Source organism: Brevibacillus sp. SAFN-007a (assembly GCF_051967035.1).
Lineage (GTDB): Bacteria > Bacillota > Bacilli > Brevibacillales > Brevibacillaceae > Brevibacillus.
This window is the reverse complement of the sequence record NZ_JBQCKK010000003.1, coordinates 74,748-100,749: the sequence shown is the minus strand read 5'-3', so window position 1 is coordinate 100,749 and position 26,002 is coordinate 74,748. Positions and strand designations below refer to the sequence as shown.

The following is a 26,002-nucleotide window of genomic DNA, read 5'->3' as shown; positions in this document are numbered from 1 at the left end:
CGTAGTCAACTTTTCTTCGCAACTTTTTCCAGGGAACGGGCGTATAGCATGAGAGGAAGCAATTGGAAAACGTAAAACAGGAGAAGAGGGACTCGCGTGATTGAACTGGTGAATGTAACCAAAAGCTACAACGGAACCGCCAAAGCGGTCGATCAGCTGAATCTAACCGTGCCAAAAGGAGAAATCTTCGGGTTCCTCGGCCCCAATGGTGCAGGGAAGACGACCACGATCAAGATGATGACGGGAGTGATTCGCCCGGATGAGGGAGAGATCGTGATTAACGGGAAAAATATCGCCTCCCAGCCGCTGGAGGCCAAGCGGCAATTTGGGTATGTGCCCGACAGCCCGGATCAGTTTTTGCGGCTCAAGGGGCTGGAGTACGTCAGCTTCATGGCCGATCTGTACCAGGTGCCGAAAAGCGTGCGCGGAAAGCGGATTCTGGAGCTGGCCAACCGATTTGAAATGACGAGTGCGCTCGGCGATCCGATTCAAAGCTATTCGCACGGGATGCGGCAAAAAATCATGATGATGGGGGTGCTTGTACACCATCCCGAGGTGTGGATTCTCGACGAGCCGCTGACCGGACTGGACCCGAAGTCTTCGTTTACGCTGAAGGAAATGATACGGGAGCATGCCGACAGCGGGCGCACCGTATTTTTTTCGACCCACGTGCTGGAAGTGGCAGAGAAGCTGTGTGACCGTGTCGCGATTATCAACAAGGGGAAACTTTTGTTCTGCGGCACCTTCAAGGAGATGCAGCAGCATGTTCAGGCGGATGTTTCGCTGGAAAGCCTGTTCCTGGAGCTGACGAAGCATGAATAAAGTCCTGTTGCTAACCAAAGTGCTGCTCAAAAACGCCGGGTCAGTCTGGGGAAGGAAACAAGGAAGCGGCTGGAAGAGGCTGTTGCTTGTGTTGACGATCGGGATTGGACTGATTCCGCTCATGCTCGGGGGTGGTTTCTTTCTACTCGCCTTATACGACGGACTGGCGTTGCTCGGACAGGAAGCAGCGCTGCTTGGGCTAGGGTTTACCGTTTGCTCGCTGGCGGTATTCGTCTTCGGGATCTTGTACGTCCTCAGCGTGTTTTATTACGCGCAGGACGTCGAACAACTGCTGCCGTTGCCGCTACGATCTGCCCATATTCTGGGGGCCAAATTGATGGTCGCGCTATGCTATGAGTATCTTACGGCACTGTTCTTGCTGGGACCGTTTCTGGTAACATACGGAATGAAAAGCGGAGGAGGCTTTCTGTACTACCTGTTTGCCATCCTCATTTTTTTGCTTGTGCCTATCGTGCCGTTAGTGATGGCGGCGCTTTTGGTCATGCTGTTCATGCGCTTTACGAACGTGGGCAAAAGCAAGGAACGCTTCCGGCTCATCAGCGGTCTGTTGGCGATGGTAGCAGTCATCGGCTTCCAAATGTTCGTGCAGCGTCAAACGAGCGGGGAGGCAGGCAGTCTGGAGCAATTGCAACAGTTGATTGTTAGCCAGGAACATGCGCTGTTGAATCTGGTGACGCAGTTGTTTCCGGCGGGCAAGCTGGCCGCGCTCGCTTTGCAGGACAGCGGCACGTTGGAATCGCTCGGTTTTCTGGCAGCCTTTGTCCTGGTGACGGTGTGCAGTCTGCTCGTCTTTCTTGTGGTCGGAAACCGCTTCTACTTCGCTGGAGTGATGGGGATTAGCGAGGCTGTGGCCAAACGAAAAACGCTCGAAGGCGCAGCTTTTCAAAAGCTCGTGAAGCAGCGCTCGCCATTGATGTCCTTTTTCTGGAAGGAATGGAAAATGCTTTGGCGGACTCCGGTCTTTTTTCTGAACTGCACGCTCTCCGGCATTCTCGCTCCGATCGTGGTCTTGCTGCCTTTTCTCGCGCGTCAAGATAGCGGAGAGCAGCTTGCGTACTTGCAGGCAGCGCTACAGGGCGAGCAAGCGGGAGGAATCAGCCTGGCCATTGCCTTTGCCGCCTTTTTGGTTATGGGCGCGCTTAACAGCGCATCGGTAACGGCGATTTCCCGGGATGGACAAGGGTTTTTTTACAACAAGACATTGCCGATTTTACCGCAGCAGCTTTTGCTGGCAAAAGTGATGCCGGGCGTGATTCTCAGCACGATCAGCATGCTGTTGCTGCTGGTGGAAGCGACCTGGCTTTTGGGGCTGTCCGGGGAGTTCGTCTTTGGGGCGATTCTGTGCGGAATTCCGGGGATGCTCTTCATGAACCTGCTCGGAATCATGATCGATCTTCACATGCCCAAGCTGGGATGGAGCACGGAGCAGGAAGCGGTGAAGCACAATCTGAATCCGCTGTTTTCGGTTCTGCTCGGCATGGTGGCGGGAGGGCTGACGATCGCGGTGCTGATTCAGGTAAGACCGTCTCTGTTTGCAGCCGCACTGGGACTTTTCGCTCTTTTTTCCTTGGTGGACCTCGGGATTTTCCGCCTGCTTGTGACCAAAGGACGAGGATGGCTGGAGAAGATCGAAGAGTGAAGATCAGGGGTGGCTGCTGAATAAACCGTTCTCCCTGTGAGGAGTGCGGCTTTTTTCATGGGACAACCCCCATTGCGGAGCATGCTTGTGAAAAAGAGATTATAAAGAAGCGGGCGATCCATCCCGATACAGGAAAAGGGGGATCGTTCCTTGTCCGGTGCTATCGACGAGTCCGGTACCTTTCTGTCAACGCAGAGGGCAGGGAGAACTACATAGAAAAAGGGATAAAGATCTGGCAAAAGGAGAAAGGAGTATGCGTATCACATGATGAAGCGAATGGTTCTCTGCTTTCTCATGGCAATGCTGCTCGTGCAAAGTGCATGGACGGGCGGGGCACAGGCAGCAGGTGTTTTCGATGACACCGAAGGGCACTGGGCAGAGCAACAGATTGAAGAACTGGCGAGCCTGGGAATTGTGAAACGAAACGGCAAGCACGCCTTTTATCCGAACAAGCCGATTACGCGCGGCGAAGCGCTGGCATTGCTCAATCGCGTAGTGGAGACGGCGTACGGCTCGCTTGAGCTGCCGCAGCGCAAAAACAACGTGGACTACCGCTTTCTGCTCCGGGGGGAAGTAGAACAGCTGTTGGTCAATATGAAGGCGATCTGGCAGGTAGAAACGAACGCGCGTTCCAATTACGATCCGGGCGACCGGATGCTCTATTACTTGTACCTGGCCGAAAGCGGCCAACTGATGAAAAAACAGCAAAAAGAAAATCCGGACTGGTGGCTGTCCAGTACAGCCATGCAGCGGCCTTTGTCCAGAGAAGAGGCCAGCCTGCTTTTGTTCCATGTGCTGGCTCCGCAAAAATTCAGAACGGTCAATCTGAAGCCCGAAGATGCGGTTGCGTATTTCAACAGCTTTTACGAGTGGAAGCAGGATCGATTCTATCGCGATACATACTCTCCGTATCCGCTGGCCATTCGCGAGTTTCAGCTGTTTTTGACCGAAAAGACGTTCTCGCCGGAGAAGATCATGACGCGGGCGGAGTACGCCGTCGTGATGAAGCGTCTGCTCGATTATTACCGCAGCGACATCGCGTCCCAGTTCCGCGGAACGGGGGTTCACCAGCAAAAAATCGCGCAGCTGTATTTGCGCTCCGCTACGCTCGCGCTGGCGAAAAAGCAGCAGGCCCGCTTGGCGGCCGTATTCGCTCCTGAACCGTTACAAACGATGGCGACGCTTCCGCAAGTGCCGAAGTACAACGGTCCGGTGTCGATTACCAGCAAGCCTGACAGCAACGATCCGAAAATTCTTTGGCTGATCGGACATTATGCGGATCCGGTAAAAGGTGACTTCCAGATCGAGTACAAGCTGGAGCAGGATACGTCAAATGCTTACGGACGCAAAATCACAGCGGTCCTTTATTCCGAGAAATAACAAGCAACCGGGAGCATCTGTTGGGATGCTCCCTTCTGTTTGCGAAGAAACAGCGACAAGTGACGATTGCCAATGACAGAATTTTCGATTACAATAAAACTGAACGGTAACTCAGTGGAGGGTAGCCAAACATCTCAGGACGGGAAACATGGCCGATACGTGGGATGTATTTTTTAGCCCATTCACTGAATGAGCATTCATTCAACAAGAACATGAGCCTTGGCATACAGGAATATGGGGAAGCATAGTAGAACTTATGGAAGTGATTTACTACTCGGAAAATTTTGAAGTAAGGCGGCAAGCGCGATCAGGCCTCGACAGAGGTTCTCTAAAGGAGGATTTGAAGATGGAACGCAAAATTCGCAAAGCGGCGGTTCTCGGGTCTGGCGTCATGGGTGCCGGGATTGCCGCACATCTGGCCAACGTCGGCATCCCTACGTATTTGCTGGACATCGTTCCCCGCGAATTGACGGAGGACGAGAGGAAAAAAGGGCTGACCCTGGCTGATCCGGCAGTGAAAAATCGCATTGCGCAGGCGGGCAAGGACAGGCTGCTGAAGGAAAAGCCGGCCCCGCTCTACGATAAGAAGAACATCGAGCTGATCACGGTGGGCAACTTCGAAGACCATTTGCCGCTGCTCGCGGAAGTCGACTGGATCATCGAGGTCGTCGTGGAGAACCTGGAGGTGAAGAAGCAGGTCTTCGCGCAGGTAGAAGCACACCGCAAACCGGGGACGATCGTCTCTTCCAATACGTCCGGCGTTTCGATCAACGAGATGGCAGAAGGCCGCTCGGATGATTTCCGCAAGCATTTTCTCGGCACGCACTTTTTCAACCCGCCGCGCTATTTGAAGCTTTTGGAGCTGATTCCCGGACGCGATACCGACCCGGCCATCGTCGCCTTCATGAAGCACTTCGGAGAGCATGTGCTGGGAAAAGGCACGGTCGTCTGCAAGGATACGCCCAACTTCATCGCCAACCGGATCGGTACATACGGACTGCAAGTGTCGATCCACGAGATGGTGCGTCTTGGCCTCGGGGTAGATGAAGTCGATGCGCTGACAGGCCCGGTGATCGGCCGCCCGAAGAGCGCAACGTTCCGCACGCTCGATGTCGTCGGTCTGGACACTTACGTCCATGTGGCGGGAAACGTCCGCAACAAGAGCACGGACGAAGCGGAGCGCACGGTTTTCGAGGTTCCGGACTTCGTTTTGCAAATGGTCGAGAAGCGCTGGATCGGACAAAAGGCAGGGCAGGGCTTTTTCAAACAGGTGAAATCGGCGCAGGGCAAAGAAATTTTGGCGTTGGACATCAACACCTTGGAGTACCGCCCGAGCGTAAAGCCGAAGTTCCCGTCGCTCGACGCGGCCAAGACGGCGAAAACGCTGCCGGAAAAGCTGCGGGCGCTCGCCTACGGCAAGGACAAGGGCAGCGAGTTTGTCTGGAGCGTCTTCAAAAAAGTGCTGCTGTATTCCGCTGAAAAGGCTTACGAGATCGCCGACGACATCGTTGCAGTCGACCAGGCGATGAAGTGGGGATTCGGGTGGGAGCTGGGGCCATTCGAGACGTGGGATGCGATCGGCGTGGAAAAATCAGTGGCGCGGATGCGCGAGGAAAACGAGCGGATTCCGGCGCTGGTCGAGGAGCTGCTCGCGAGCGGCAAAACCTCCTTCTATCAAAAGGCGGAAGGGAAGCGCCAGGCGTTTGCGATCGGTGGCGTCTACAAGGGAATCGAGGAAAACAAGGAAAACATCAACCTCGCCGCGCTCAAGGAGCAAGGCAAGCTGATTAAGAAAAACGCGGGCGCTGCCCTGATCGATCTGGGCGATGGCGTCGCGTGTCTGGAGTTCACTTCTCCGCATAACGCGCTTGGCTTGGACGTTTTGCAGATGGCGAACCAGGCGGCCGAAGAGGTGGAGAAGAACTTCGTCGGACTGGTGATCGGCAACCAGGGCAAAAACTTCTGCGTCGGGATGAATCTCGCGATGGCGCTGATGGAAGCGCAGGATGAAAACTGGCTGGAGCTTGACATGCTCGTCAGCAGTTTCCACAAGGCGGCTCATGCCATCCGCTACATGCATCGTCCGGTCGTGGCGGCACCGTTCGGCATGACGCTCGGCGGCGGCGTCGAGGTCACGTACCTGGCTGACCGCGTACAGGTAGCAGCAGAAACGTACCTGGGACTCGTCGAGGTCGGCGTCGGACTGTTGCCGGGGGGCGGCGGCACGAAGGAAATGCTGTTCCGGGCGATGGAAAACGTGCCGGAGGGGGGCAGCGTGCCGGTCGATCCGTTCCCGTTTGTCGCCAGAGCGTTTGAAACGATCGCCATGGCGAAAGTCTCGACCAGCGGCCAGGAAGCGATCAACCTCGGCTACCTGCGGCCGACGGATCGAATCAGCGTCAACGCCGACCATCTGTTGTACGATGCGAAGCAACTGGTGCTTGCGATGGACAAAGAAGGCTACACGCCGCCGCGGCCGCGTAAAGTCCGCGTGATCGGGGAAACGGGCTACGCCAACCTGCGCCAAAACATTTATGCAATGAAAAAGAGCGGATATATTTCCGAGCACGACGAGCTGATTGCGTCGAAAATCGCCTATGTCCTGTCTGGCGGAAACGTGCCGGCGGGTACGGAAGTGACCGAGAGCTACATTTTGGAGTTGGAAAAGCAAGCGTTCCTCTCGCTGATCAAAACGCCGAAGACCCAGCAGCGGATGCAGCACATGCTGACCAAAAACAAGCCTTTGCGCAACTAGGGAAAAGGAGGGTAAAACGATGAGAGAAGCAGTAATTGTTGCAGGGGCCCGGACTGCGGTCGGCCGAGCGAAAAAAGGAAGCCTCAAGGACGTGCATCCCGTCGATATGGGGGCAGCGGTCGTAGCGGATTTGCTCCGCCGCGTCCCGCAGCTGAACCCGGCGGATATCGAGGATGTCATCATGGGGACGGCGGTACCGGAAGCGGAGCAGGGCATGAACATGGCGCGGCTGATCGGGCTGCGCGCCGGACTGCCGACAAATGTCGCGGGCATTACGATCAACCGTTTTTGTTCCTCCGGCTTGCAGACGATCGCCTATGCGGCGCAACAGATTATGGTCGGCAGCTCGGACGTGCTGGTGGCAGGCGGCGTGGAGAGCATGAGCCTGGTGCCCATGCTCGGCCACAAGGTCGCGCTCAATCCGACCCTGGTGGAGACAAAGCCGGAGGCGTACATGAGCATGGGGCATACGGCGGAGGAAGTGGCGCGGCGCTACCATGTCACCCGTGAAGACCAGGATGCGTTTGCGCTCCGCAGCCATCAGCGCGCGGTCGCGGCCATCAGCGCGGGCAAGTTCCAGGACGAAATCGTGCCGCTGACGGTGAAGCAGTACACGGTAGACGAAGCGGGAAAGGTGCATATCCGCGAGCGCATTTTTGACAAGGACGAAGGCGCGCGCCCGGATACGACGCTGGAGGCGCTCGCCAAGCTGAAGCCGGTCTTCCACGTGCAGGGCAGCGTAACGGCCGGGAACTCCTCGCAGACGAGCGACGGCGCGGCAGCGGTGATCGTCATGTCAGCCGACAAGGCGGCAGAGCTGGGCGTTTCGCCTATCGCCAGGTTCCGCTCCTTTACCGTTGGCGGGGTGGACCCGGACGTCATGGGAATCGGTCCGGTCGTGGCGATCCCGAAAGCGTTGAAGCTGGCGGGAATCAGCCTGGACGACGTCGATTTGTTCGAGCTGAACGAAGCGTTCGCGTCCCAGTCGATTGCGGTCATTCGCGAGCTTGGCCTGGACCCGGAAAAAGTAAACGTCAACGGCGGCGCTATCGCCTTGGGGCATCCACTCGGTTGCAGTGGCGCGAAGCTGACCGTCTCGCTCTTGAATGAAATGAAGCGCAGAGGCGGCAAGTACGGCGTCGTGACCATGTGTATCGGCGGAGGCATGGGAGCGGCAGGCGTTTTTGAAATGATCTAGCACGTACATCCATTTTCAGACAAGGAGAGGGATAGCATGGCAGATACGAAAGAATTGATCCGTGGTGGAAGCTTTTTGATTGACGCAGGTTCGGCAGACGACGTGTTCGTGCCGGAGGAGTACAGCGACGAGCAGAAAATGATCGCGAAAACGACAGAAGATTTTGTCGTCAACGAAGTCCGGCCGCATCTGGAGGAATTGGAAAAGCACAACTTCGACATTTCCGTGCGCCTGTTGAAAGAAGCCGGGAAGCTGGGCCTCTTGGCTGGCGATGTGCCGGAGAAGTACGACGGACTTGGCCTGGATAAAGTCAGCACGGCTTTGGTCACCGAAAAATTTTCGCTCGCGCGCGGCTTCGCGCTGAGCTACGGCGCACATGTGGGGATCGGTTCGCTGCCCATCGTATACTTTGGAAACGAAGAGCAGAAGCAGCGCTATCTGCCTGATCTGGCGTCTGGAAAACGGATCGCGGCCTATTGCCTGACAGAGCCGGGCTCCGGGTCCGATGCGCTGGGAGCCAAAACGACAGCGACTCTCTCTGCCGACGGCAAGCATTACATCCTCAACGGAGAGAAGCAATGGATCACGAACGCGGGCTTTGCCGACGTGTTTATCGTCTATGCGAAAATCGACGGGGAAAAATTCACCGCCTTTATCGTCGAGCGTACCTTCCCTGGCGTCTCGTTTGGACCGGAAGAGAAGAAAATGGGCATCAAATGCTCCTCGACCCGCACGGTCATTTTGCAGGATGTGCCCGTGCCTGTGGAAAACCTGTTGGGCGAGCCGGGCAAAGGCCACGTCATCGCCTTCAACATTCTGAACGTAGGCCGCTACAAGCTGGCAGTCGGCGCGGTCGGCTCCTCGAAAAAAGCGTTGGAGCTGGCGACAAACTATGCGAAGGAGCGGAAGCAGTTTAAAACGCCAATCGCCAACTTCACTCTGATTAAAAACAAATTGGCGAACATGGCGATCAAAACGTACGCTGCCGAAAGCTCCGTCTACCGGACGGTCGGCCTGTTTGACACCGCGCTCGGCCGTCTGGGCGAAAAAGCGGATGACGGCGCGGAAGTCGCGAAGGCGATTGCCGACTACGCCATCGAATGCTCGATCAACAAAGTGTTCGCGACGGAGGTCTTGGACTACTGCGTGGACGAAGGCGTACAAATCCACGGCGGATACGGCTTCATGTCCGAGTACGAGATTGAGAACCTGTACCGCGACTCGCGAATCAACCGGATTTTCGAAGGTACGAACGAGATTAACCGACTGCTCATCCCGGACACGTTGGTGAAAAAGGCGATGAAGGGCGAGCTGCCGCTTCTGCAAGCAGCGACGAGCCTGCAAGCCGAGCTGATGAGCTACTACCCCGAGGAGATCGAGGACGCGCCGCTTGCACTTGAGAAGCACCTGCTCAGCATGACGCGCAAAATCATCCTGATGGTGGCAGGCTCTGCGCTGATGAAGTACCAGCAAGCCATTTCCAAAGAGCAGGAGTTGCTGGCGTTCGCGGCTGACATGCTGATCGAGCTGTACGCAATGGACAGCATCGTGAAGCGCACGGAAAAAGCGATCGCGGCAAACGGGCTGGAAGCGGAGCAGCAAAAACTGGCGCTGACGGCGGTCTATGTGCATGAAGCGTTTGATCGCATCGAGGCGTGGGCGAAGGAAGCGCTCGCGGCCATGGAAGAAGGGGATGAGCTGCGCCTGCGCCTCTCGATCCTGAAAAAGCTGACACGCCGTACGCCGATCAATACGGTGGCGCTGAAACGGGCGATTGCCGATCACGTTATCGAAGCGGGCGGATACGCGGTGTAAGCCTCACACGCAGACGCCAAAAGGAGCGAAGAAATCATTCTTCGCTTTTTTTCTTTTGCCAGCCAGCACAGAGAAGGCCCACGGTAAACGGCTTAGGCTGTGTTTCTTTGCCTGAACGTCAGCGGCGGGTGAGCTGTGCGTGATGCATATTTTGGGAAGGGGCGACGAACGCTAACAGAACAACTTAGCAGAGGATGGGAACGGTTCGAGATGACGATGAGAGGATGGCTCACAAGGAAGCGGGTAGCGGCAAAAGACAGACTTCAGCCGTCCCATGCCCGGCCGTTACGCGACCGCCTAAGCGAAAATATCAGCGAACTGGAGAACATATTCACGCTAACCCCTGACCTGGTGATTCGCACGTTTGAGAGCAGACTGGTCGAAGGGACGGCAGCGATCGTTTATTTGACCGGACTCGTGGACAAAAACTCCATTAACAACAACGTGCTGCGGCCGATGCTGGAGCGAGACCAGGGAGAAGTGGGCATTCTCGATCTGTTGTCGGTGGGGAAAGTCTCGATCGCCCACGATTTTGGCACGATCGAAAAGGAGATTTTGGCCGGCAGCTGTATCCTGTTCGTAGAAGGACGTAACGAGGCGTTCGTTCTGGAGACGCACGGATGGCCGCAGCGAGCGATTGAGGACCCGCAGCTGGAAGCATCCTTGAAGGGCGCCCACCAGGGGTTTGTGGAGACAGGCATTCAAAATATCGCTCTCATTCGCCGTTACTTGCCCAACCGGGAGTTGAAGATCAAGGATTTTTGGGTCGGGGACAGGGGAGCGACGAGGGTGTCGGTCATGTTTTTGCACGATGTGGTTCATCCGGAGGTTTTGCAGGAACTGGAGGACCGGATCAAGCTCATCCGGATCGACTCGATTCTCAATACAGGCGAGCTGGGCGAGTTGATTGAAGACAACCCGTTTTCCCCTTTTCCGCAATTTATGATGACGGAGCGGCCCGATTCGGCGGCAGCGCACATTTTGCAGGGCAAGATCGCCGTCGTGGTAGACCGTTCTCCCAGCGTCTTGATCGGCCCCGCTACGTTTTCTGCCTTTTTCCAAAGCGTGGACGATTACAGTACCCGCTGGCTGGTAGCGACGTTTATTCGATTTTTACGCGGGCTGGCCTTTCTGATTGCGACCTTTCTTCCCGCCGTTTACATCGCCTTGATTTCGTACAACTACGAGGTGATTCCGCTCGACTTGATCTTATCGGTCGGCGAATCGCGGGAGAGAGTGCCGTTTCCTCCTTTGATCGAAGCGATGATTATGGAGCTGACTTTGGAAATGTTGCGGGAAGCGGGGGTCAGGCTGCCTGCGCCCATCGGGCAGACGGTAGGGATCGTAGGGGGGATCGTGATTGGACAGGCGGTCGTTCAGGCGGGGATTGTCAGCAACATCATGGTAATCGTGGTCGCGTTTACGGCCATCTCGTCGTTTATCATCCCGAATTACGATATGGCCTCTGCGGTTCGCCTGCTCCGCTTTCTGATGATGGTGCTGGCGGCGATGTTTGGCATTGTCGGGATTATTGTCGGGCTGATGGGAATGATCGGTCATCTGATCCAACTGGAATCGCTCGGCGTCCCGTACGGAAGCCCACTGGCGCCTGTTCGTTTCAGCGACTGGAAAGACTTCATGCTGCGACTGCCGCTGTGGAGCATGCGGGAGCGGCCGGCTGGCGCCAGAGTCATTCAGTCCAAACGGCAGGGAGATAACCGTCCCAGAGGAGATGGAAAATGAAAAAATATGCCTTCAATGAACTGACGATCTTCCAGTACATTTTCCTGATCCACGGAGCACAGGTTGGAATTGGCGTTTTGTCCATGCCGCGCGAGTTGGCCGAGGTGGCCGGGACGGACGGATGGCTCTCCATTTTGATTGGGTGGTTGGCGGCCGTCGCGGCCAGCCTGCTGATTATCAATATCATGAAGCGATACCCTGGCCAAACGATTGTCGATCTGCTTCCGCTTTTTTTGGGCAAGTGGCTGGGGAAGGCCGTCGTGGTCATCATCGCCGCCTACTGCGGTTTCGCGTCGTTGACGGTCATTGCCAGTACGGCGGCGATCATCAATACATGGATCCTCAGCCAGACACCAGCTTACATGGTGGTGATTTTATTGGCGCTTCCGACTTATATCGTGCTGCAAGGCGGCTTGCGGGTGCTTGGGCGATATTCCGAGCTGATCTTTTATTTGACGCTGTGGATGCCGCTCGTATTGACCACCATTTTACCGCACACGAACTGGTTGCATCTGCTCCCGATTTTCAAGGAAGGCTTGGGGCCGATCTTGACGGGAACCAAATCCACGATCCTGTCCTTCCTGGGGTTTGAACTGGCTTTTTTTCTCTACCCTTTTTTGCAGAGAAAGCAGTACGCATCGCTTGGCATTATTGTAGCGAATACCTTGTCCATGCTGATTTTTATGAATATCACCTTGTTCAGTTACGCGTTTTTCAGCCCCGATGAAATCTTGCAATACACGTGGCCCACGTTGAATTTATGGAAGGTCATTGAGTATCGGTTCTTGGAGCGAATGGATATTATTTTTCTCGCTTTCTATTTGTTCTACCTGTCTACAACGAGCTTTCCTTACCTGTATTTTACGGTCTTCTCGTCGAGCCAATTGTTTGGAGCGGCCGATCATCGGAAGCATCTAGGTATTGCTTTGCTGCTGGTCATCGCCATCCTCTGGCTGTATACGCCTACGTTCATGGATTTGCAAAAATGGACCGAGTGGTGGAGCTATGGCGGGTTGCTATTCGGATACGCGCTGCCCATTTTGGCTTCGGTGCCGATCTGGCTGCTGCGCAGGTCGGTAAAGGGGTGAGCGGCATCAACGTGTTTGGACGAATTCTGTTGCTTTTGGGTACGATTGCCCTGTTGACAGGGTGTATGGACCGGATTGACCTGGAGGATGCGACCATTACCTTGATGACAGGGGTGGACCTGGATGAAAAAAATGAGCTGCTGGTGTATTTATCCAGCCCGGTATTTAGCAAAGAAGCCAAGGATAAGGAAGAGGAGTACGGAGTCAAGGTAGAGTCGCTTCGGCAGGCAAGGGGACGGTTTGACGGAGTGGTGACCGCCCTTACGCTGTCAGGCAAAATCCAGGTGTTTGTCATCGGGAAAAAACTGCTGGAGCATCCGGATTGGTTTCGATTGTTGGATGTGATGTTTCGCGATGCGCGTTTTACGGTGAATGCGCGCGTGATTATTTGCGATGGGCCGATCAAGGATTTGTTTCATTTTAGTCCGACCGATAAGCCTCGTCTTCCGCTTCACCTGACCAGGCTGCTCGATAAGGCGAACCAAAGGAATTTGACAGTCAAGACGACGGTGCAGGAATTCCATCGGCAGATGTTTGAAAAAGGAGAAACGCCCGTGCTCGCGGAGATCAAGAAGGGCAAATCGCTGAAGGTTTTGGGAACGGCACTGTTAAAGCAGGACGGCAGGTATGCCACGCTCCTCGAAGCAAGAGATACGATGTTGCTCCAGATGATCCGTCATGGAAAACAAGGCGAGACGTCGCTGACGATTCCGCTTCTCGCTAACGCTGACAAGCATCCGATCATCAAGGAGCGGCTCACGTTTTTGGTGAACGGCATCAACCGCCGCGTGAAGACGAGTTACCGCAACAATCAGTTTCAGTTCGACGTGAAAATGAAGCTGCGCGTTTCCATTTCCGAAAGGCTGTTTCCGTTTCACATGGAAAAAGACTACAAGAAAATGGAGCAGCTGATAAGCGAGGAGTTGCGAAAAGAGTTCGCCCATCTGGTCAAAAAGTGCCAGGAGAGCGGGACGGACCCGTTTGGCTTTGGCGTGTACGCCCGGGCCTATGAGTACGAGGCGTGGAAAAAGGTGAAGGATGACTGGCCGAAAGCATTCGCCAACGCCGATGTCCGGATTGTGCCGGAAGTGTCGATTCTCGGCGATGGTGTCATCAAGTGAGCGGAAAAAAGGAAAAGCACCCTGGCGCCAACAGAATGGTGCAGGGTGCTTCCTTTGCTTAATTCATGATTAATAGATGGCTTCCCAGCCCGCAGGTGTGACGAACAGGCGGATCGCTTTGATTTTGCGGTCGTCCATCAGAGTGAAGTAGTGGCGGAAGTTCGGCGGTACGGAGATCAGGTCGCCTGGCTCTAGCTCGACGTCGAAGTAGCGCCCGTCTTTACCCTTGATCGCGAAAATGCCGTGACCGTCTACGCAGAAGCGGCACTCATCGTCGGTATGATGATGCTCGTTCTTGAATTTCACCAGCAGCTCATCGAGGTTAGGCGTGTTGTCGGAGAGGACGATGATGTCGGCAGTCAGGTAGCCGCGACGCTGGCTGATCGCGTCGATCTCCGGCTTGAAGGCGGCGAGAATCTCTTGTTTTTCTTCTTCGGTCGGGTTGTAGTTGTCACGGTGCTTGGGATCCAGACGGTCAACCCCCCATTTTTCGTAAATGATCTCTTGGCTGTCCAGGAAGGAAATGACTTCCTCCGGTGCGGAAATGTACTCGTTGGTGTCGTGAAAGCGAATTTGTGCCATTTTGCTTGCCTCCTTACAATTCGTTGGTTGTAGTGGACACGACTGCTTGGCGCAGTTGCAGCCAGCGGGCGTGGTACTCGAACAAAAATTCAAATGCTTCCAGGTGGCGCTTCGCTTCAAAGTCGTTGCCGCCCCAGGCGTAAATGCCGTGGTTGCGGATGAGCACGCCCGGGATATCCGGGGTGATGACTTTTTCAATCGCGGCGGCCAGGGTCGGAATATCGGCAAAGTTCTCAACAATCGGAACAGTGATACGCGCGTTTTCCTCCCAAATGCCCAAGCCTTTAATCAGTTCCTGCCCCTGGATGGAGAAGGCGCGCTGACCGAAGTACAGCTCGGAGATGAGATTGTTCCAGACGGTGTGAACGTGGAAGCAGGCACCTGCCTGCGGAAATTTTCGGTAGACGACGGCGTGGATCAACGTCTCGGCGGACGGCTTGAGCGAAGTCTCGTCAACAGGACGGGAATCCTGGTCGACCACCAGGTAGTCTTCCGGCGACAGCTTGGTCTTGTCTTTGCCGCTTGCCGTTACGGCAAATTGCAGCGGTTCGTCCTGGATTTTGATCGAGAGGTTGCCGCTGGTGCCGGGAAACCAGTCCCGGCGGGCAAATGTCAGCTTGACGTCATCCAGACGACGAAAAGCGTCCAGATGGTGTTCGCGTGTTGCGGTCATGGATTAGACCACCTCCTGTTTCAGTTCCGTAAGAATGCCGATCACGTCGTGGAAGGTCGCGAACGTGCTATGCGGCAGTGCAAGCTCCTTCGCTTTCTCGGCCAGGAAGGAGCGGGCGATGACGTAGTCGGCGATCTTTGCGCCAGCCAGGTCCGTGATCGAATCGCCAATCACGACGCGATAGTGAGTGGCAGGATCGTAGCGGCGAATGATGGTCGTCTTGCACATGCCGCAGCCGTTTGTGCAGTGCTCGTCGCAGGAATGCGGCCACGTAATGGTAATTCGCTCGCCGGAGAAATCGCTGCCGTTGCAGTAGATCGGGACATCGCTAAGGTCGAACGGAGCGAGGATCGGCTGGACGAAAAAGTCGATGCCGCCGCTCGTAATCAGAAGCTCGATGCCTTCCTCGCGGCAAAAGCGGACGAAGTCAGCGAAGCCGGGCCGAATCGTAGCCTCCTGGACGATGTAGTCCACAATCTCCTGGCGCAAGGAGGAGGGAAGCAGCTGAAACAGCTTGCCGACGCCTTCCTGCACGCTGATTTGTTGCGAAAGAATTTGGTTCGTGAGCGCTTCCCATTCAGGGGGAGCGAACTTTTTCACAATCGCGACGATGTTGTCTTTTTCCGTAATCGTTCCGTCGAAGTCGCAGAACAGCACGAGCTTTTTGCTCATCGTGCGCCACCCCACTTTTCCAGGGCGATGGCCAGCTCCGGCGATCCGGCAGCGGCTTCTTCCAGGCTGCGCCCGGCGGTGACGGCCGCGATCGCATCGACGAAAGCTTTCGCTCCCGCCGTCGCGCCGCCGGGGTGGCCGTGGATGCCGCCGCCCGCGTTGACGATTTGATCGAGGCCAAAGTCCTGATACAGCTGCGGCACCAGTCCGGGATGGATGCCCGCGGACGGAACCGGGAACGAACGGCGCACGCCCTCCAGCGGCGTTGTCAGGTTGCGGGCGAGTTGCAGCGCCTCTGTCTTGTCCATCGCGACGTTGCCGTACGGAGACGGGAACAGCACCAGGTCGGCTCCGGCGATGCGCATCAAGGTGCCGAGCAGAAGCGGAGCGGCGATGCCGTAATCAGGCGACGGGTAGTACGCGCCTGCAAGTGCCGGATGTGCCATGATCGGGACGTTGACATCCGGATCGGCAGCGAGACGGTGCAGCGCATCGAAGCCAAAGGCCAGCACGTTGAACAGCAGGCAGTCGGCGCCAGCCTCGACCGCGCGTTTTGCCTTTTCGTTCAGCTCGTTGACCGGCCCGGTCAGGTTGGCGGCGTAGAGGACAGGCTTGCCTGTCTCCGCTTCGGTCTCCAGGGCGATCTGCTTGAACGCCCGGATGCGCTCCAAAAACGGCGCGCGGTCGTCTGCAAAGAAGATTTCGTCATCTTTGACCAAATCGACGCCGCCCTGTGCCTGGGCCTTAAATTGCGTTTTCAAGTCGTCGAACGGCAGACCGAGACAAGATTTGAAAATGCTCATCAGGAGCGGACGGTTTTGGGCGTCCAGCCGTCCGCGCAGTCCGTCGATGCCGAACTTCGGTCCGGGAAAAGCCTGGAGGAACGAGTCGGGAAAGGTGACGTCGACCAGCTTGATTTTGCCGTCCATCGAGAGCTTGCCGAAGATGCCGGTCAAGAGCGAAGGAATGTCGCTGATGAAATTGCGGGTCGGGTAGCTGACGGTAATCAGCCCGCGGACCTCTCCGTTTTCCAGTGTTTCCAATGGCGTGGCGCTGACGGCTTCGCCCAGATACGGCGCCAGCTCGGCCTGCTTGGCGGCGGGCAAGTCCGTCCAGGAACCGACCGTCATGCCGACGGCGATGGCAGCCGCTTTTTTGTCCAGGTCTTTGGCTTGTGTCAAATACGTGACGAGGATGCGTGGCTCACTCATGCTAGGGTTTATCCTCCTTGGCAGCTTGATTAGCTGTCATGATCGTTTCAAAGCATGGGAAAACATGAAAAAAGCCTCCCCGCTTGAGCGGGGAGGCGGTTGTCGACTATGAAAACGTCTCGTCTCCTCTCATCTCTCGGGTCAGTAGCCGGAACCAACAAGCTCCGACTCTTATCCGTTGGAATTAGCACCGTTTCGCTATTTCGTCGAACGCAAAAATAGCGCCGGTTGCCGGGCATCATAGGGCCAGTCCCTCAGCCAGCTCGCGATAAGAGTTTTATGTGGTTCACACGTCATGTATCCGTGTGCGATACCCCCATGATATGCCTTCTTGTTCCGCTAGTCAATCTTTGTTTTTCCGAGAATGTGTATCTGTTCACAGGGAATAAGGATGGGGAAGTCAGATGGGGAAGTCGACAACGGAGTTCGCCCCGCCGCCTCTGGAACGCAGAACAGCTGGTAAAGCGAAAACTGTTTTTGCAAAAAAAGAGTGTTGACATCGCGGAACGGTTGGCTGTATGATTCAAACTAAATCAAAACCGCATACGTTTGGATACCTTATCCAGAGAAGGTGGAGGGACTGGCCCGATGATACCCGGCAACCGACACGACGCACTCTCAACGCGAAGAGCGATGGAGAAAAACAGCGACGTGCACGGTGCTAATTCCTGCAGAAACAAAAGTGGTCTGGAAGATAAGGGGGACATGACACGTTCTTTGCACGTGACGACAGCGACCTCTTTTCTTCGGAAAAGAGGTCTTTTTGCATGGCAGAGCAGGAAAGCCGACTGCCGTTTGATCGCCAGACTGGCGGATATGACCAGTCTGCTGGAGATAAAGAGAAACTACTTGATGAGGGGAGTCATCCATCATGCCATACCGCGCATTGACTGAACAGGAAGCAGTAGCGTACGTAAAAGGCTTGCCAGGTCTGTTTTCGGAAGAAGCGGAGCTGACCAGCCGCGAAATCGGGGACGGAAATCTGAATCTCGTGTTCGATATTCAGGAGCCGGCTACAGGGAAAAAGGTCATCGTGAAGCAGGCTTTGCCGTTTGCCCGCGTCGTTGGCGAATCGTGGCCGCTGACCATTGACCGCGCCCGGATCGAGAGTGAAGCGCTCCGCATCCAGCACAAATTCGTACCGGATTTGGTGCCGGAGGTGTATCACTTCGACCAGGAGCTGGCCCTGACCGTCATGGAAAATGTCGGTGACCATACGATCATGCGCAAAGGCTTGATAGAAGGAAATCGCTACCCGCTTTTTCCCAAGCAGATCGGCCGTTTTCTCGCCCACACCCTGTTCTACACATCGGATTTGGGGGCGCATCCCTACGACAAAAAAGCGCTAGTCGGAACATTCATAAATCCGGAATTATGCAAAATTACAGAAGATCTCGTCTTTACCGATCCGTACGAAAACGCACCGACCAATGACTTCAATCCGCTGATTCGCCGGGAAGTGGAAGCGATCTGGAACAACAAACCGCTCAAGCTGGAAATCGCCAAGCTGAAATACGATTTTCTCACGCGGGCCGAAGCGTTGCTGCACGGCGATTTGCACACGGGCAGCATCTTCATTACGGAGAGCAGCCTGAAGGTGATCGATCCGGAATTTGCCTACTACGGGCCTATCGGCTTCGACATCGGCGCGGTCATCGCCAACCTGCTGCTCAACTACGCGGGTCAGCACGGATTGCAGGAAGACCGAGGAGAACGCGACGCGTACCGCGAATATTTACTGGAGACGGTGGAAGATGTCTGGAACGAATTCGTTTCCCAGTTTGTTCAGCTCTGGCACAAGCAGGCAAAAGAGCGTAGCGCTCATGTCGAAGGGTTGTGGCAAAGCTACGTGAACCGACTGATTCAGGATACGGCAGGCTATGCCGGCTGCAAAATCTTGCGCCGCGTGATCGGATTGGCGGGAGTGGCCGATCTGAACAGCATCGCGGACGACGAAAAACGGGCAGAAGCAGAGCGCCTGGCGCTGGCGATCGGAGAGGCACTGATTCTCGGCCGCACCAACGTCGGAGAATCGACAGACATCACGGACATTGTCCGCCAGGTAACCGCACGCTACGATCAGGAGGCAACGACCGTATGACAACTCGTACACATACCCCCCCAACGCCAGTCAAGTGGGAAGACGATGTGCTCGTCTTGCTTGACCAGACGCGTTTGCCAGTAGAGACGATTTACTTGCGGCTTGCGACCGCAGAAGAAGTCTGGGGCGCCATTCGCCGCCTGGAAGTGCGCGGCGCGCCGGCCATCGGCATGGCGGCCGCATACGGGCTGTACCTGGGGATTCGCGGCAGCAAGGCACAGACGTACGAAGCGTTTTGGCAGGAGCTGAACCGCCAGGCGGACTATCTGGGCACATCCCGTCCTACCGCTGTGAACCTGTTCTGGGCGCTCGACCGGATCAAGGCGCGCGTGCAAAAAGACGCTGCGTTGCCAATCGCAGAGCTGAAAGCCGCTGTGCTCGACGAAGCGCTGGCGATTCAAAAGGAAGACGCCGAAGTGTGCCGGACGATCGGGGAGCATCTGCTCACGCTGCTGCAAGACGGCATGGGCGTTCTCACGCACTGTAATCCGGGAGCCCTGGCGACAGCCGCATACGGAACGGCTACGGCGCCATTCTATCTGGCCAAGGAACGCGGCTGGAACCTGAAAGTGTATGCAGACGAGACGCGTCCCGTTTTGCAAGGCGCTCGTCTCACGGCGTATGAATTGCAGCAGGCGGGCATCGACGTCACCCTGATTTGCGACAATATGGCAGCGATGGTCATGTCCCAAGGCAAGGTGCAGGCGGTCGTCGTCGGCACGGACCGCGTGGCGGCCAACGGCGATGTCGCCAACAAGATCGGTACCTACGGGGTGGCGGTGTTGGCAAAGGCGCACGGCATCCCCTTTTACGTGGCAGCTCCCCTGTCCTCTGTCGACTTGGCAACACCGACAGGCGCGGACATTCCGATCGAGGAGCGTCCGGCCGAGGAAATCACGCACGGCCTGGGCAAACAGGTAGCACCGGACGGCATCAACGTATACAATCCAGCGTTTGATGTGACGCCTGCCCGGTACATTACGGCGATTGTCACCGAGACAGGCATTTTCAAGCCGGAAGAGATCGCGAAAAGCAAGACATAATCAGTCCCATGAGCGTCTGCCAGTTCGCTGGCGGGCGCTTTTTGCGCAAGGAATGCACCTATTTCTTGCCAAAAATGGGTACCGGTCGCATAATCGAGCGTAAGCAGTCGTTTGCCAGCCTTTAGTTGCTGCATCTGCATAAGAAAGGAGGGGTTTTGCATGAGGAGGATACCGATTGATGAGGAGACGTTTCTCAAACAGCTGGAGCTGTCCGATGCCGCCGAAATGTTCTGGCTCACCGACATCAACAGACCCTACCTGAAGGAGTGGCTACCCTGGCTGAATTTTACGCGGTGCGTCGAGGATACAAGCCATTTTATCCAGCGCACGATCCAGCAGTATGGCGACAACCAGGGCATTCACTACGGAATCTGGCACAACGGGCGACTGGCCGGAACGCTGGGTGTGCACAATATCGACTGGATCAACAGGAAAACGGCAATCGGCTATTGGCTCGGCGCCCAGTTTCAAGGCAAGGGACTGATGACCAGGGCGGTGGCGGCATACATGGATTACCTGATCTTCGGTTCGTGGGGGCTGGAAAAGGTCACGATTCAGGCGGCGACGGGAAATGACAGGAGCAGAGCGATCCCGGAGCGGCTGGGCTTTCAATTGGAAGGCATCCTGCGCCGCAACGAGTTTCTGTACGACCATTTTGTCGACCATGCCGTGTACAGCATGTTGAAGGAAGAATGGCTGGCAAGGCGTAGCTGAAAAAGTTGGATTGACAAAGAAAATTCAGTAAATTACGATGAAGGAAGCAAAAAAGGGCTGCGGGATTCGCATGCCCTTTTTTATACAGCGAAGAATCGGATTCGGATCGTGTATACGGGCAATTCAGGCTGCGCCAGGCCATGGGCGCAGCCACGTTTGCTAGGCGGATGGAATCGTGCAGCTTCCCGGAAGAAGCGTTGGCCCGCCATCAGGGGAAGAGGGGGATCGATATGCAGACACTCAAGGAGCTATCGTGGTTTTTTCGTGCGTACGCAAAACGGTACGCCATCGGCATTTTCTGTTTGTTTCTCATCGACGTCCTGATGCTTTGGCCGCCCCGTCTGATCGGAGAGACGGTCGATGCGATGCGCAACAGCTCCTTGACGGCCCAAGACTTGACCAGGACGGTGGCGATCCTGCTCGCGCTCGGTGTCGGGCTGTACGCGATGCGTTTTGCCTGGAGGTATTTGCTCTTTGGCGGAGCGTTGATCTTGGAGCGAACCTTGCGCGAGCGCCTGTTTGCGCATTTGACCCGAATGACGCCGTCGTTTTACCATCGCAAGCGCAGCGGCGATCTGATGGCTGTCGCCACCAACGACATCCCGGCGATCGAGCAAACGGCGAGTACAGGCGTGCTCACCTTGGTCGATTCGCTGTTCATGACGCTTTTGACGCTCGGCGTGATGGTGACGGCCATCGATTGGAAGCTGACGTTGGCGGCGCTGATCCCGATGCCTTTTTTGGCCTGGTCGACCGCCTACTACGGCAGACTGCTGCACGAGCGCTTTTATCTCGCCCAGGAAGCGTTTGGCGAGATGAACGACCACGTGCAGCAATCGGTTTCCGGCGTGCGCGTGCTGCGTGCGTTTGTGCAGGAAAAAGAAGACCTGGAAGCTTATCGGCGGGTCAGTGAAAAAACTTTGGAGCGCAACGTGAGCGTATCGCGGATCGACGCGCTGTTCGAGCCGACAATTGCGATCATTATCGGCTTCAGCTTCCTGATCGGGCTTGGCTATGGAACCTACCTGGTCTTTACCAGCGCGATTTCGTTGGGCGATCTGATCGCTTTCAACCTGTATCTCGGGCTTCTGATCTGGCCCATGTTCGCTTTTGGCTGGCTGGTCAACGTGATGCAGCGCGGCGGAGCCTCCTACAAGCGTCTAGCGGAGCTTTTCGAGGAACAGCCGGATGTAAGGGAGACGATTCATCCGGTGACAGCGGAGACGCCGAACACGGTAGAAGCGCGTCAGTTTACGTTTACGTATCCGGGCAGCGAAAAGCCCGCGCTCACGGACATCACCTTTTCGCTGGGGGAAGGCGAGACGCTCGGCATTGTCGGACGGACGGGGAGCGGAAAATCGACGCTGTGCCGCGCACTGCTGCGTTCCTATGAAATGAAGGAAAAGTCGCTGTTTGTTGGCGGAGTACCGATTGAGGAGCTGTCCTTTGCCGCGCTGCGGAAAAAAATCGCCTACGTGCCGCAGGAGCATTTGCTGTTTTCGCGCACGATTGCGGAGAATGTGGCGTTTGGCAGGCCGCAGGCGACCGAGGCGGACGTGCTCTACGCGCTCAAGCTGGCGGAAATGGACGACGATCTGAGTCAGTTTCGCGACGGGCTGCAAACGATGGTGGGCGAAAAGGGCGTGACCCTCTCCGGGGGGCAAAAGCAGCGAATCTCGATTGCCCGGGCTTTGTTGCTCGACGCGGGCATTCTCATTCTCGACGATTCGTTGTCGGCGGTTGACGCCCGGACGGAAGAGGCGATTTTGCGCCATTTGCGCGAAGTGCGTGCCGATAAAACGACGATTATTACCGCGCATCGCCTGTCTGCCGTCCAGCATGCTGCCCTGATTCTCGTGCTGGACGAAGGCCGGATTGTGGAGCGGGGCACCCATGAGGAGCTGATGCAGCAAAACGGCTGGTACGCAGAACAGTATCGCAGGCAGCAAATGGAGCGGGATGTTGCCGGTTAGGCCGTGAAGAAGGAGGGAGCGCATTTCGTGGGAACAGAACATGTCTGGAAGCGGCTGACAGGATTTGCCCGGCCGTTTCAGAAGCAAATCGGGGGAGCGCTGCTCCTGCTTCTGCTCGGGACGAGTGCGGAGCTGGCGGGACCGTTTCTGGCGAAGGTGATGATCGACAATCACATTCTCGCCATCCAGAAGCCCTGGTATCAGTTTGACCAAAAGCCGCAGGTGCCCGACGAAGAGCTGGTGGTTGCCATAAACGGCAAGCATTACATGCGTGAGGATGCGCTGGCCGAAGCGGGCTTGACACCCGGCAGCATCCAGGCGAGCGAAGCGACCGTAGTTGCGGAAGGCACGACGTATTACTTGATCGAGGGAAAAGTCGAGCAAACGGGCGAGAAGCAGTTCACGCCCATCGAGCCGGAAAATGACCGTGAGCGCTTTGCGGTGACGACTGTCGATGCGGCGGAAACGAGTCCGGCCCCCACAGGAATCCGGTTGACGGGCGAAGAGGTGTTGGCGATGTACCAAAACGACATCCAGCCGATCATCTGGCTGGCGGTCGGATACGGAGCGCTGATCTTGCTGTCGGCGGGCTTCAACTACATGCAGATTTTGTGGCTGCAAACGATTGCCCAGCGCATCATTCAGCAGATGCGGATGAAGCTGTTCGGGCATTTGCAGAAGCTCCCGATCTCCTTTTTTGACAAGACCCCGGTCGGTTCGCTCGTCTCCCGCGTCAGCAACGACACCGAGGCCATTCGCGAGCTGTACGTGAGCGTGCTGGCCACCTTTGTGCAAAACGGTGTGTATTTGCTCGGCATTCTGGTCGCGCTGTTCGTACTCCAGCCGGAGTTGGCGCTGTTCTGCTGTCTCACTGTGCCGCTGCTCGCGCTGTTGGTCTACGTGTACCAAACGTACAGCTCCCGCTACTATGCGGTCATTCGGGCGAAGCTCGGCGACATGAACGCGATGATTAACGAAATGATCCAGAACATGGTGATTGTCCAGGCGTTTCGCCGCGAAGAAGGCGTGCAAAAAGAGTTTGCGCAGGTGAACGACGGCTACTTCCAGGCGAAGCTGAAGGAAATCAACCTGGAGTCGCTCTTGCTACGGCCCGCTGTCGATCTGGTCTGGAAAATTTCCCTGACGCTGATTGTCTGGTACTACGGCTCCGCGTCGTTTCACAGTGCGATTTCGTTCGGGGCGCTGTTTGCCTTCGTCGATTACATGGGCCGCTTTTTTGAACCGATCAATATGATGATGAACCGCCTGTCGCAAATGCAGCAGGCGACGATCTCGGCGACGCGCGTCTTTGCTATTTTGGACACGGCGACCGAATCGCCAAAAGCAGGGATACAGATGGAGCGACCGCGCGGGGAAGTGGTGTTCGACCAGGTGTCGTTTGCCTACAACGAGGAGGAGTACGTGCTGAAAAACGTCTCGTTCACCGCGCAGCCGGGCCAGACGATCGCGCTTGTCGGCCATACCGGATCGGGGAAAAGCTCGCTGATGAACCTCCTGCTCGGTTTTTATCCGGTGACAAAAGGGCGCATCCTGATCGACGGCAAGGACATGCGGGAGATTGACACGCAGTCGCTGCGCAGTCATATCGGGCTGGTGCTTCAGGACCCGTTTTTGTTTACGGGCAGCATCGGCTTCAACATTCGCATGTACAACGACGCGATTTCCGCTGAACAAGTCGTGCAGGCCGCCAAAGCCGTACGAGCCGACGAATTTATCAGGCGCCTGCCGCAAGGGTACGACGAGCCGGTTGTCGAGCGCGGCATGACCTTGTCGGCAGGCCAGCGCCAGCTGATTTCGTTTGCCCGTGCGCTCGTTGCCGATCCGGCGATCCTGATTCTCGATGAGGCGACGGCAAGCATCGACAGCGAAACCGAGCTGGCGATCCAGGAAGCGCTGCACGTCCTGGCGCGCGGACGGACGACGTTTATCATTGCCCACCGCTTGTCGACCATCCAGCACGCCGACCAGATTCTTGTCTTGTCCCGCGGGGAAATCGCAGAGCGGGGAACGCATCACGAACTGATGGCGCAGGGCGGACTGTATCAAAAAATGTACCAGCTGCAACAAGGAAGTCTTTCTGTAGCAGGGAACGGATAAAGAGGACGTAGGAGAGAAAGGAGCTTCAACACCATGTCTTCGTCGAGATACACCTTCTGGGTGTTGATCCTGGTGGTAGCCATATCGGGCTTGAGCCAAGGCTTGAGCATTCCGCTCTTGGCTGTGCTGTTGGAAAAGCAGGGCGTGTCATCGGTGATGAACGGGCTGAATGCGGCCGCTCTGTATGTAGGAATGGTGCTGGTCTCGCCTTTGCTGGAAATACCGCTCAGGCGGATCGGCTACCGTTCCACCATTTTGTGGGGGATGCTGCTGCTTACGATTGCGACTGCACTCATTCCGCTGTTCAGCCACCTGGCTGTCTGGTTTGTGCTGCGCATGCTGATGGGGATTGGCGATTCCAGCCTGCACTACGCGAGCCAGATGTGGGTGACGAAAATTGCCGCGCCACAAACGCGGGGACGCGATCTGTCCCTGTACGGTCTGTCGTATGGCGTGGGCTTCAGTATCGGGCCGCTCGGCTTGAATCTTTTGCCGCTCGGGCTGTGGGTGCCTTTTGGCGTCCTGCTTTGTTTGTACGCCGTTGCCTTCGTGCTGTTGTCGCGAATCCGAAACGACTATCCTGAAAAGATCAGGCAAGCGGAGACGAAGCAGAACAAATACGCCGCCGTGCTGCGCATTGGCTGGCTGTCTCTCATCCCTTCCTTTTTATACGGGTTCATGGAGACGTCGCTGAACGGCAGCTTCCCGGTGTATGCGCTGCGGACGGGGGTGTCGCTGGAGTGGGTGTCCTTGATCCTTCCGTCGTTTGTCGTGGGCAGCATTTTTTTGCAAATGCCGCTGGGAACGTTGAGCGACCGGATCGGGCGCAGGCAAGTGATGCTTGTTTGTGCCATCGTCGGGGGCATTGCCTTTTTCCTGTTCCCGCTGGCCGGGGAGAACGTCTGGCTGATGATGCTGCTGCTCGCGCTCGCCGGGGCGGCTGTCGGGTCGTTTTATTCGCTCGGCCTGGCCTATTCCGCCGATATTTTGCCTGCTGCCATGGTGCCGACCGCGGGCATTCTGGCGGGAATCAACTTCGGGGTCGCGAGCATTCTCGCCCCGAACGTCAATGGCGCGCTGATGGAGCTGTGGGAGCCGTGGACGATGTTTTGGCTGATGGGAGCGCTTCTGGTCGTTTTTGCCGCTGCCTGTCTGTTTGCCAAAAACAGCGAGTCACAGGCACAGGCCGAACGCTACTCGCTTCCTTTGCAAAAGCAAGGCTGACAGCGGCCCCGACAAAACAGCCATCCTCTGTCTTGGGAGGATGGCGTTTTTGTGCGGCAAAGACTTCCGTCAACCTTTTTGGCGAAACCGCGTTTTCTGGGGAAAAAGC

At 56.3% G+C, this 26,002-nt stretch carries 20 protein-coding genes and 2 riboswitches; of the genes, 16 read left to right on the top strand and 4 right to left on the bottom strand.

What is annotated here, in order from left to right; translation table 11 throughout:
* The first annotated feature begins 96 nt into the window (after positions 1-96).
* The 9 genes from ACTHO6_RS05750 (at position 97) to ACTHO6_RS05710 (ending at position 13,582) form a co-directional block, all read left to right on the top strand.
* On the top strand, positions 97-822 hold the full coding sequence (locus ACTHO6_RS05750) for an ABC transporter ATP-binding protein (RefSeq protein WP_440240309.1): 726 nt from the start codon (positions 97-99) through the stop codon (positions 820-822).
* Positions 815-2,482, top strand: a complete 1,668-nt coding sequence (locus ACTHO6_RS05745) for a putative ABC transporter permease subunit (RefSeq protein ID WP_440240307.1) — start codon at positions 815-817, stop codon at positions 2,480-2,482. Before ACTHO6_RS05750 ends, ACTHO6_RS05745 begins: the two co-directional genes overlap by 8 nt.
* 264 nt (positions 2,483-2,746) lie before the next feature.
* Positions 2,747-3,862, top strand: coding sequence for an S-layer homology domain-containing protein (locus ACTHO6_RS05740; RefSeq protein WP_440240305.1), 1,116 nt, complete (start codon positions 2,747-2,749; stop codon positions 3,860-3,862).
* A 346-nt stretch (positions 3,863-4,208) separates the two neighbouring features.
* Positions 4,209-6,617, top strand: coding sequence for a 3-hydroxyacyl-CoA dehydrogenase NAD-binding domain-containing protein (locus tag ACTHO6_RS05735; protein WP_440240303.1), 2,409 nt, complete (start codon positions 4,209-4,211; stop codon positions 6,615-6,617).
* Positions 6,618-6,636: 19 nt separating this feature from the next.
* Positions 6,637-7,815, top strand: a complete 1,179-nt coding sequence (locus ACTHO6_RS05730) for an acetyl-CoA C-acetyltransferase (protein ID WP_440240301.1) — start codon at positions 6,637-6,639, stop codon at positions 7,813-7,815.
* Positions 7,816-7,851: 36 nt separating this feature from the next.
* On the top strand, positions 7,852-9,630 hold the full coding sequence (locus ACTHO6_RS05725; protein WP_440240299.1) for an acyl-CoA dehydrogenase family protein: 1,779 nt from the start codon (positions 7,852-7,854) through the stop codon (positions 9,628-9,630).
* Positions 9,631-9,840: 210 nt separating this feature from the next.
* On the top strand, positions 9,841-11,373 hold the full coding sequence (locus tag ACTHO6_RS05720; protein WP_440240297.1) for a spore germination protein: 1,533 nt from the start codon (positions 9,841-9,843) through the stop codon (positions 11,371-11,373).
* Positions 11,370-12,461, top strand: coding sequence for a GerAB/ArcD/ProY family transporter (locus ACTHO6_RS05715; RefSeq protein WP_440240295.1), 1,092 nt, complete (start codon positions 11,370-11,372; stop codon positions 12,459-12,461). The genes ACTHO6_RS05720 and ACTHO6_RS05715 overlap by 4 nt, the downstream gene beginning before the upstream one ends.
* Positions 12,359-13,582 (top strand): Ger(x)C family spore germination protein, encoded by a 1,224-nt coding sequence (locus ACTHO6_RS05710; protein ID WP_440240293.1) that lies wholly within the window; start codon positions 12,359-12,361, stop codon positions 13,580-13,582. The genes ACTHO6_RS05715 and ACTHO6_RS05710 overlap by 103 nt, the downstream gene beginning before the upstream one ends.
* A gap of 69 nt (positions 13,583-13,651) precedes the next feature.
* Here ACTHO6_RS05710 and ACTHO6_RS05705 read toward each other — a convergent pair whose 3' ends face one another.
* The 4 genes from ACTHO6_RS05705 to ACTHO6_RS05690 are packed head-to-tail and all read right to left on the bottom strand — an operon-like array spanning position 13,652 to position 16,720.
* Positions 13,652-14,164: a 1,2-dihydroxy-3-keto-5-methylthiopentene dioxygenase gene (locus ACTHO6_RS05705; protein WP_440240291.1), complete on the bottom strand. Its 513-nt coding sequence runs from the start codon at positions 14,162-14,164 to the stop codon at positions 13,652-13,654.
* 13 nt (positions 14,165-14,177) lie between these two features.
* Entirely contained in the window at positions 14,178-14,837 is a 660-nt protein-coding gene (locus ACTHO6_RS05700; protein ID WP_440240289.1) for a methylthioribulose 1-phosphate dehydratase, read from the bottom strand.
* A gap of 3 nt (positions 14,838-14,840) precedes the next feature.
* Positions 14,841-15,509, bottom strand: a complete 669-nt coding sequence (locus ACTHO6_RS05695; RefSeq protein ID WP_440240287.1) for a 2-hydroxy-3-keto-5-methylthiopentenyl-1-phosphate phosphatase — start codon at positions 15,507-15,509, stop codon at positions 14,841-14,843.
* Complete coding sequence (locus ACTHO6_RS05690) at positions 15,506-16,720, bottom strand: 2,3-diketo-5-methylthiopentyl-1-phosphate enolase (protein ID WP_440240285.1); 1,215 nt, start codon at positions 16,718-16,720, stop codon at positions 15,506-15,508. The genes ACTHO6_RS05695 and ACTHO6_RS05690 overlap by 4 nt, the downstream gene beginning before the upstream one ends.
* A 126-nt stretch (positions 16,721-16,846) precedes the next feature.
* A riboswitch (SAM riboswitch) is annotated at positions 16,847-16,995 on the bottom strand.
* 280 nt (positions 16,996-17,275) lie between these two features.
* Positions 17,276-17,421, top strand: a riboswitch (SAM riboswitch).
* Between the two features lie 66 nt (positions 17,422-17,487).
* Here ACTHO6_RS05690 and ACTHO6_RS05685 point away from each other — a divergent pair.
* The 7 genes from ACTHO6_RS05685 to ACTHO6_RS05655 all read left to right on the top strand — a co-directional run bounded on the left by ACTHO6_RS05685 (position 17,488) and on the right by ACTHO6_RS05655 (position 25,893).
* Positions 17,488-17,610 carry a hypothetical protein gene (locus ACTHO6_RS05685; RefSeq protein WP_440240283.1) on the top strand — a complete coding sequence of 41 codons (123 nt, stop codon included), beginning with the start codon at positions 17,488-17,490 and terminating at the stop codon, positions 17,608-17,610.
* Complete coding sequence (gene mtnK, locus ACTHO6_RS05680; protein ID WP_440240281.1) at positions 17,592-18,821, top strand: S-methyl-5-thioribose kinase; 1,230 nt, start codon at positions 17,592-17,594, stop codon at positions 18,819-18,821. Before ACTHO6_RS05685 ends, mtnK begins: the two co-directional genes overlap by 19 nt.
* The gene (mtnA, locus tag ACTHO6_RS05675; RefSeq protein WP_440240279.1) at positions 18,818-19,864 is read left to right on the top strand and encodes an S-methyl-5-thioribose-1-phosphate isomerase; all 1,047 of its coding nucleotides are present in this window, start codon (positions 18,818-18,820) and stop codon (positions 19,862-19,864) included. The genes mtnK and mtnA overlap by 4 nt, the downstream gene beginning before the upstream one ends.
* Before the next feature lie 159 nt (positions 19,865-20,023).
* Positions 20,024-20,578: a GNAT family N-acetyltransferase gene (locus ACTHO6_RS05670; protein ID WP_440240277.1), complete on the top strand. Its 555-nt coding sequence runs from the start codon at positions 20,024-20,026 to the stop codon at positions 20,576-20,578.
* Between the two features lie 230 nt (positions 20,579-20,808).
* Positions 20,809-22,551: an ABC transporter ATP-binding protein gene (locus tag ACTHO6_RS05665; protein ID WP_440240275.1), complete on the top strand. Its 1,743-nt coding sequence runs from the start codon at positions 20,809-20,811 to the stop codon at positions 22,549-22,551.
* A gap of 27 nt (positions 22,552-22,578) precedes the next feature.
* Positions 22,579-24,669, top strand: a complete 2,091-nt coding sequence (locus tag ACTHO6_RS05660; RefSeq protein ID WP_440240273.1) for an ABC transporter ATP-binding protein — start codon at positions 22,579-22,581, stop codon at positions 24,667-24,669.
* Positions 24,670-24,702: 33 nt separating this feature from the next.
* Entirely contained in the window at positions 24,703-25,893 is a 1,191-nt protein-coding gene (locus ACTHO6_RS05655) for an MFS transporter (protein ID WP_440240271.1), read from the top strand.
* The last annotated feature ends 109 nt before the right edge of the window (positions 25,894-26,002 follow it).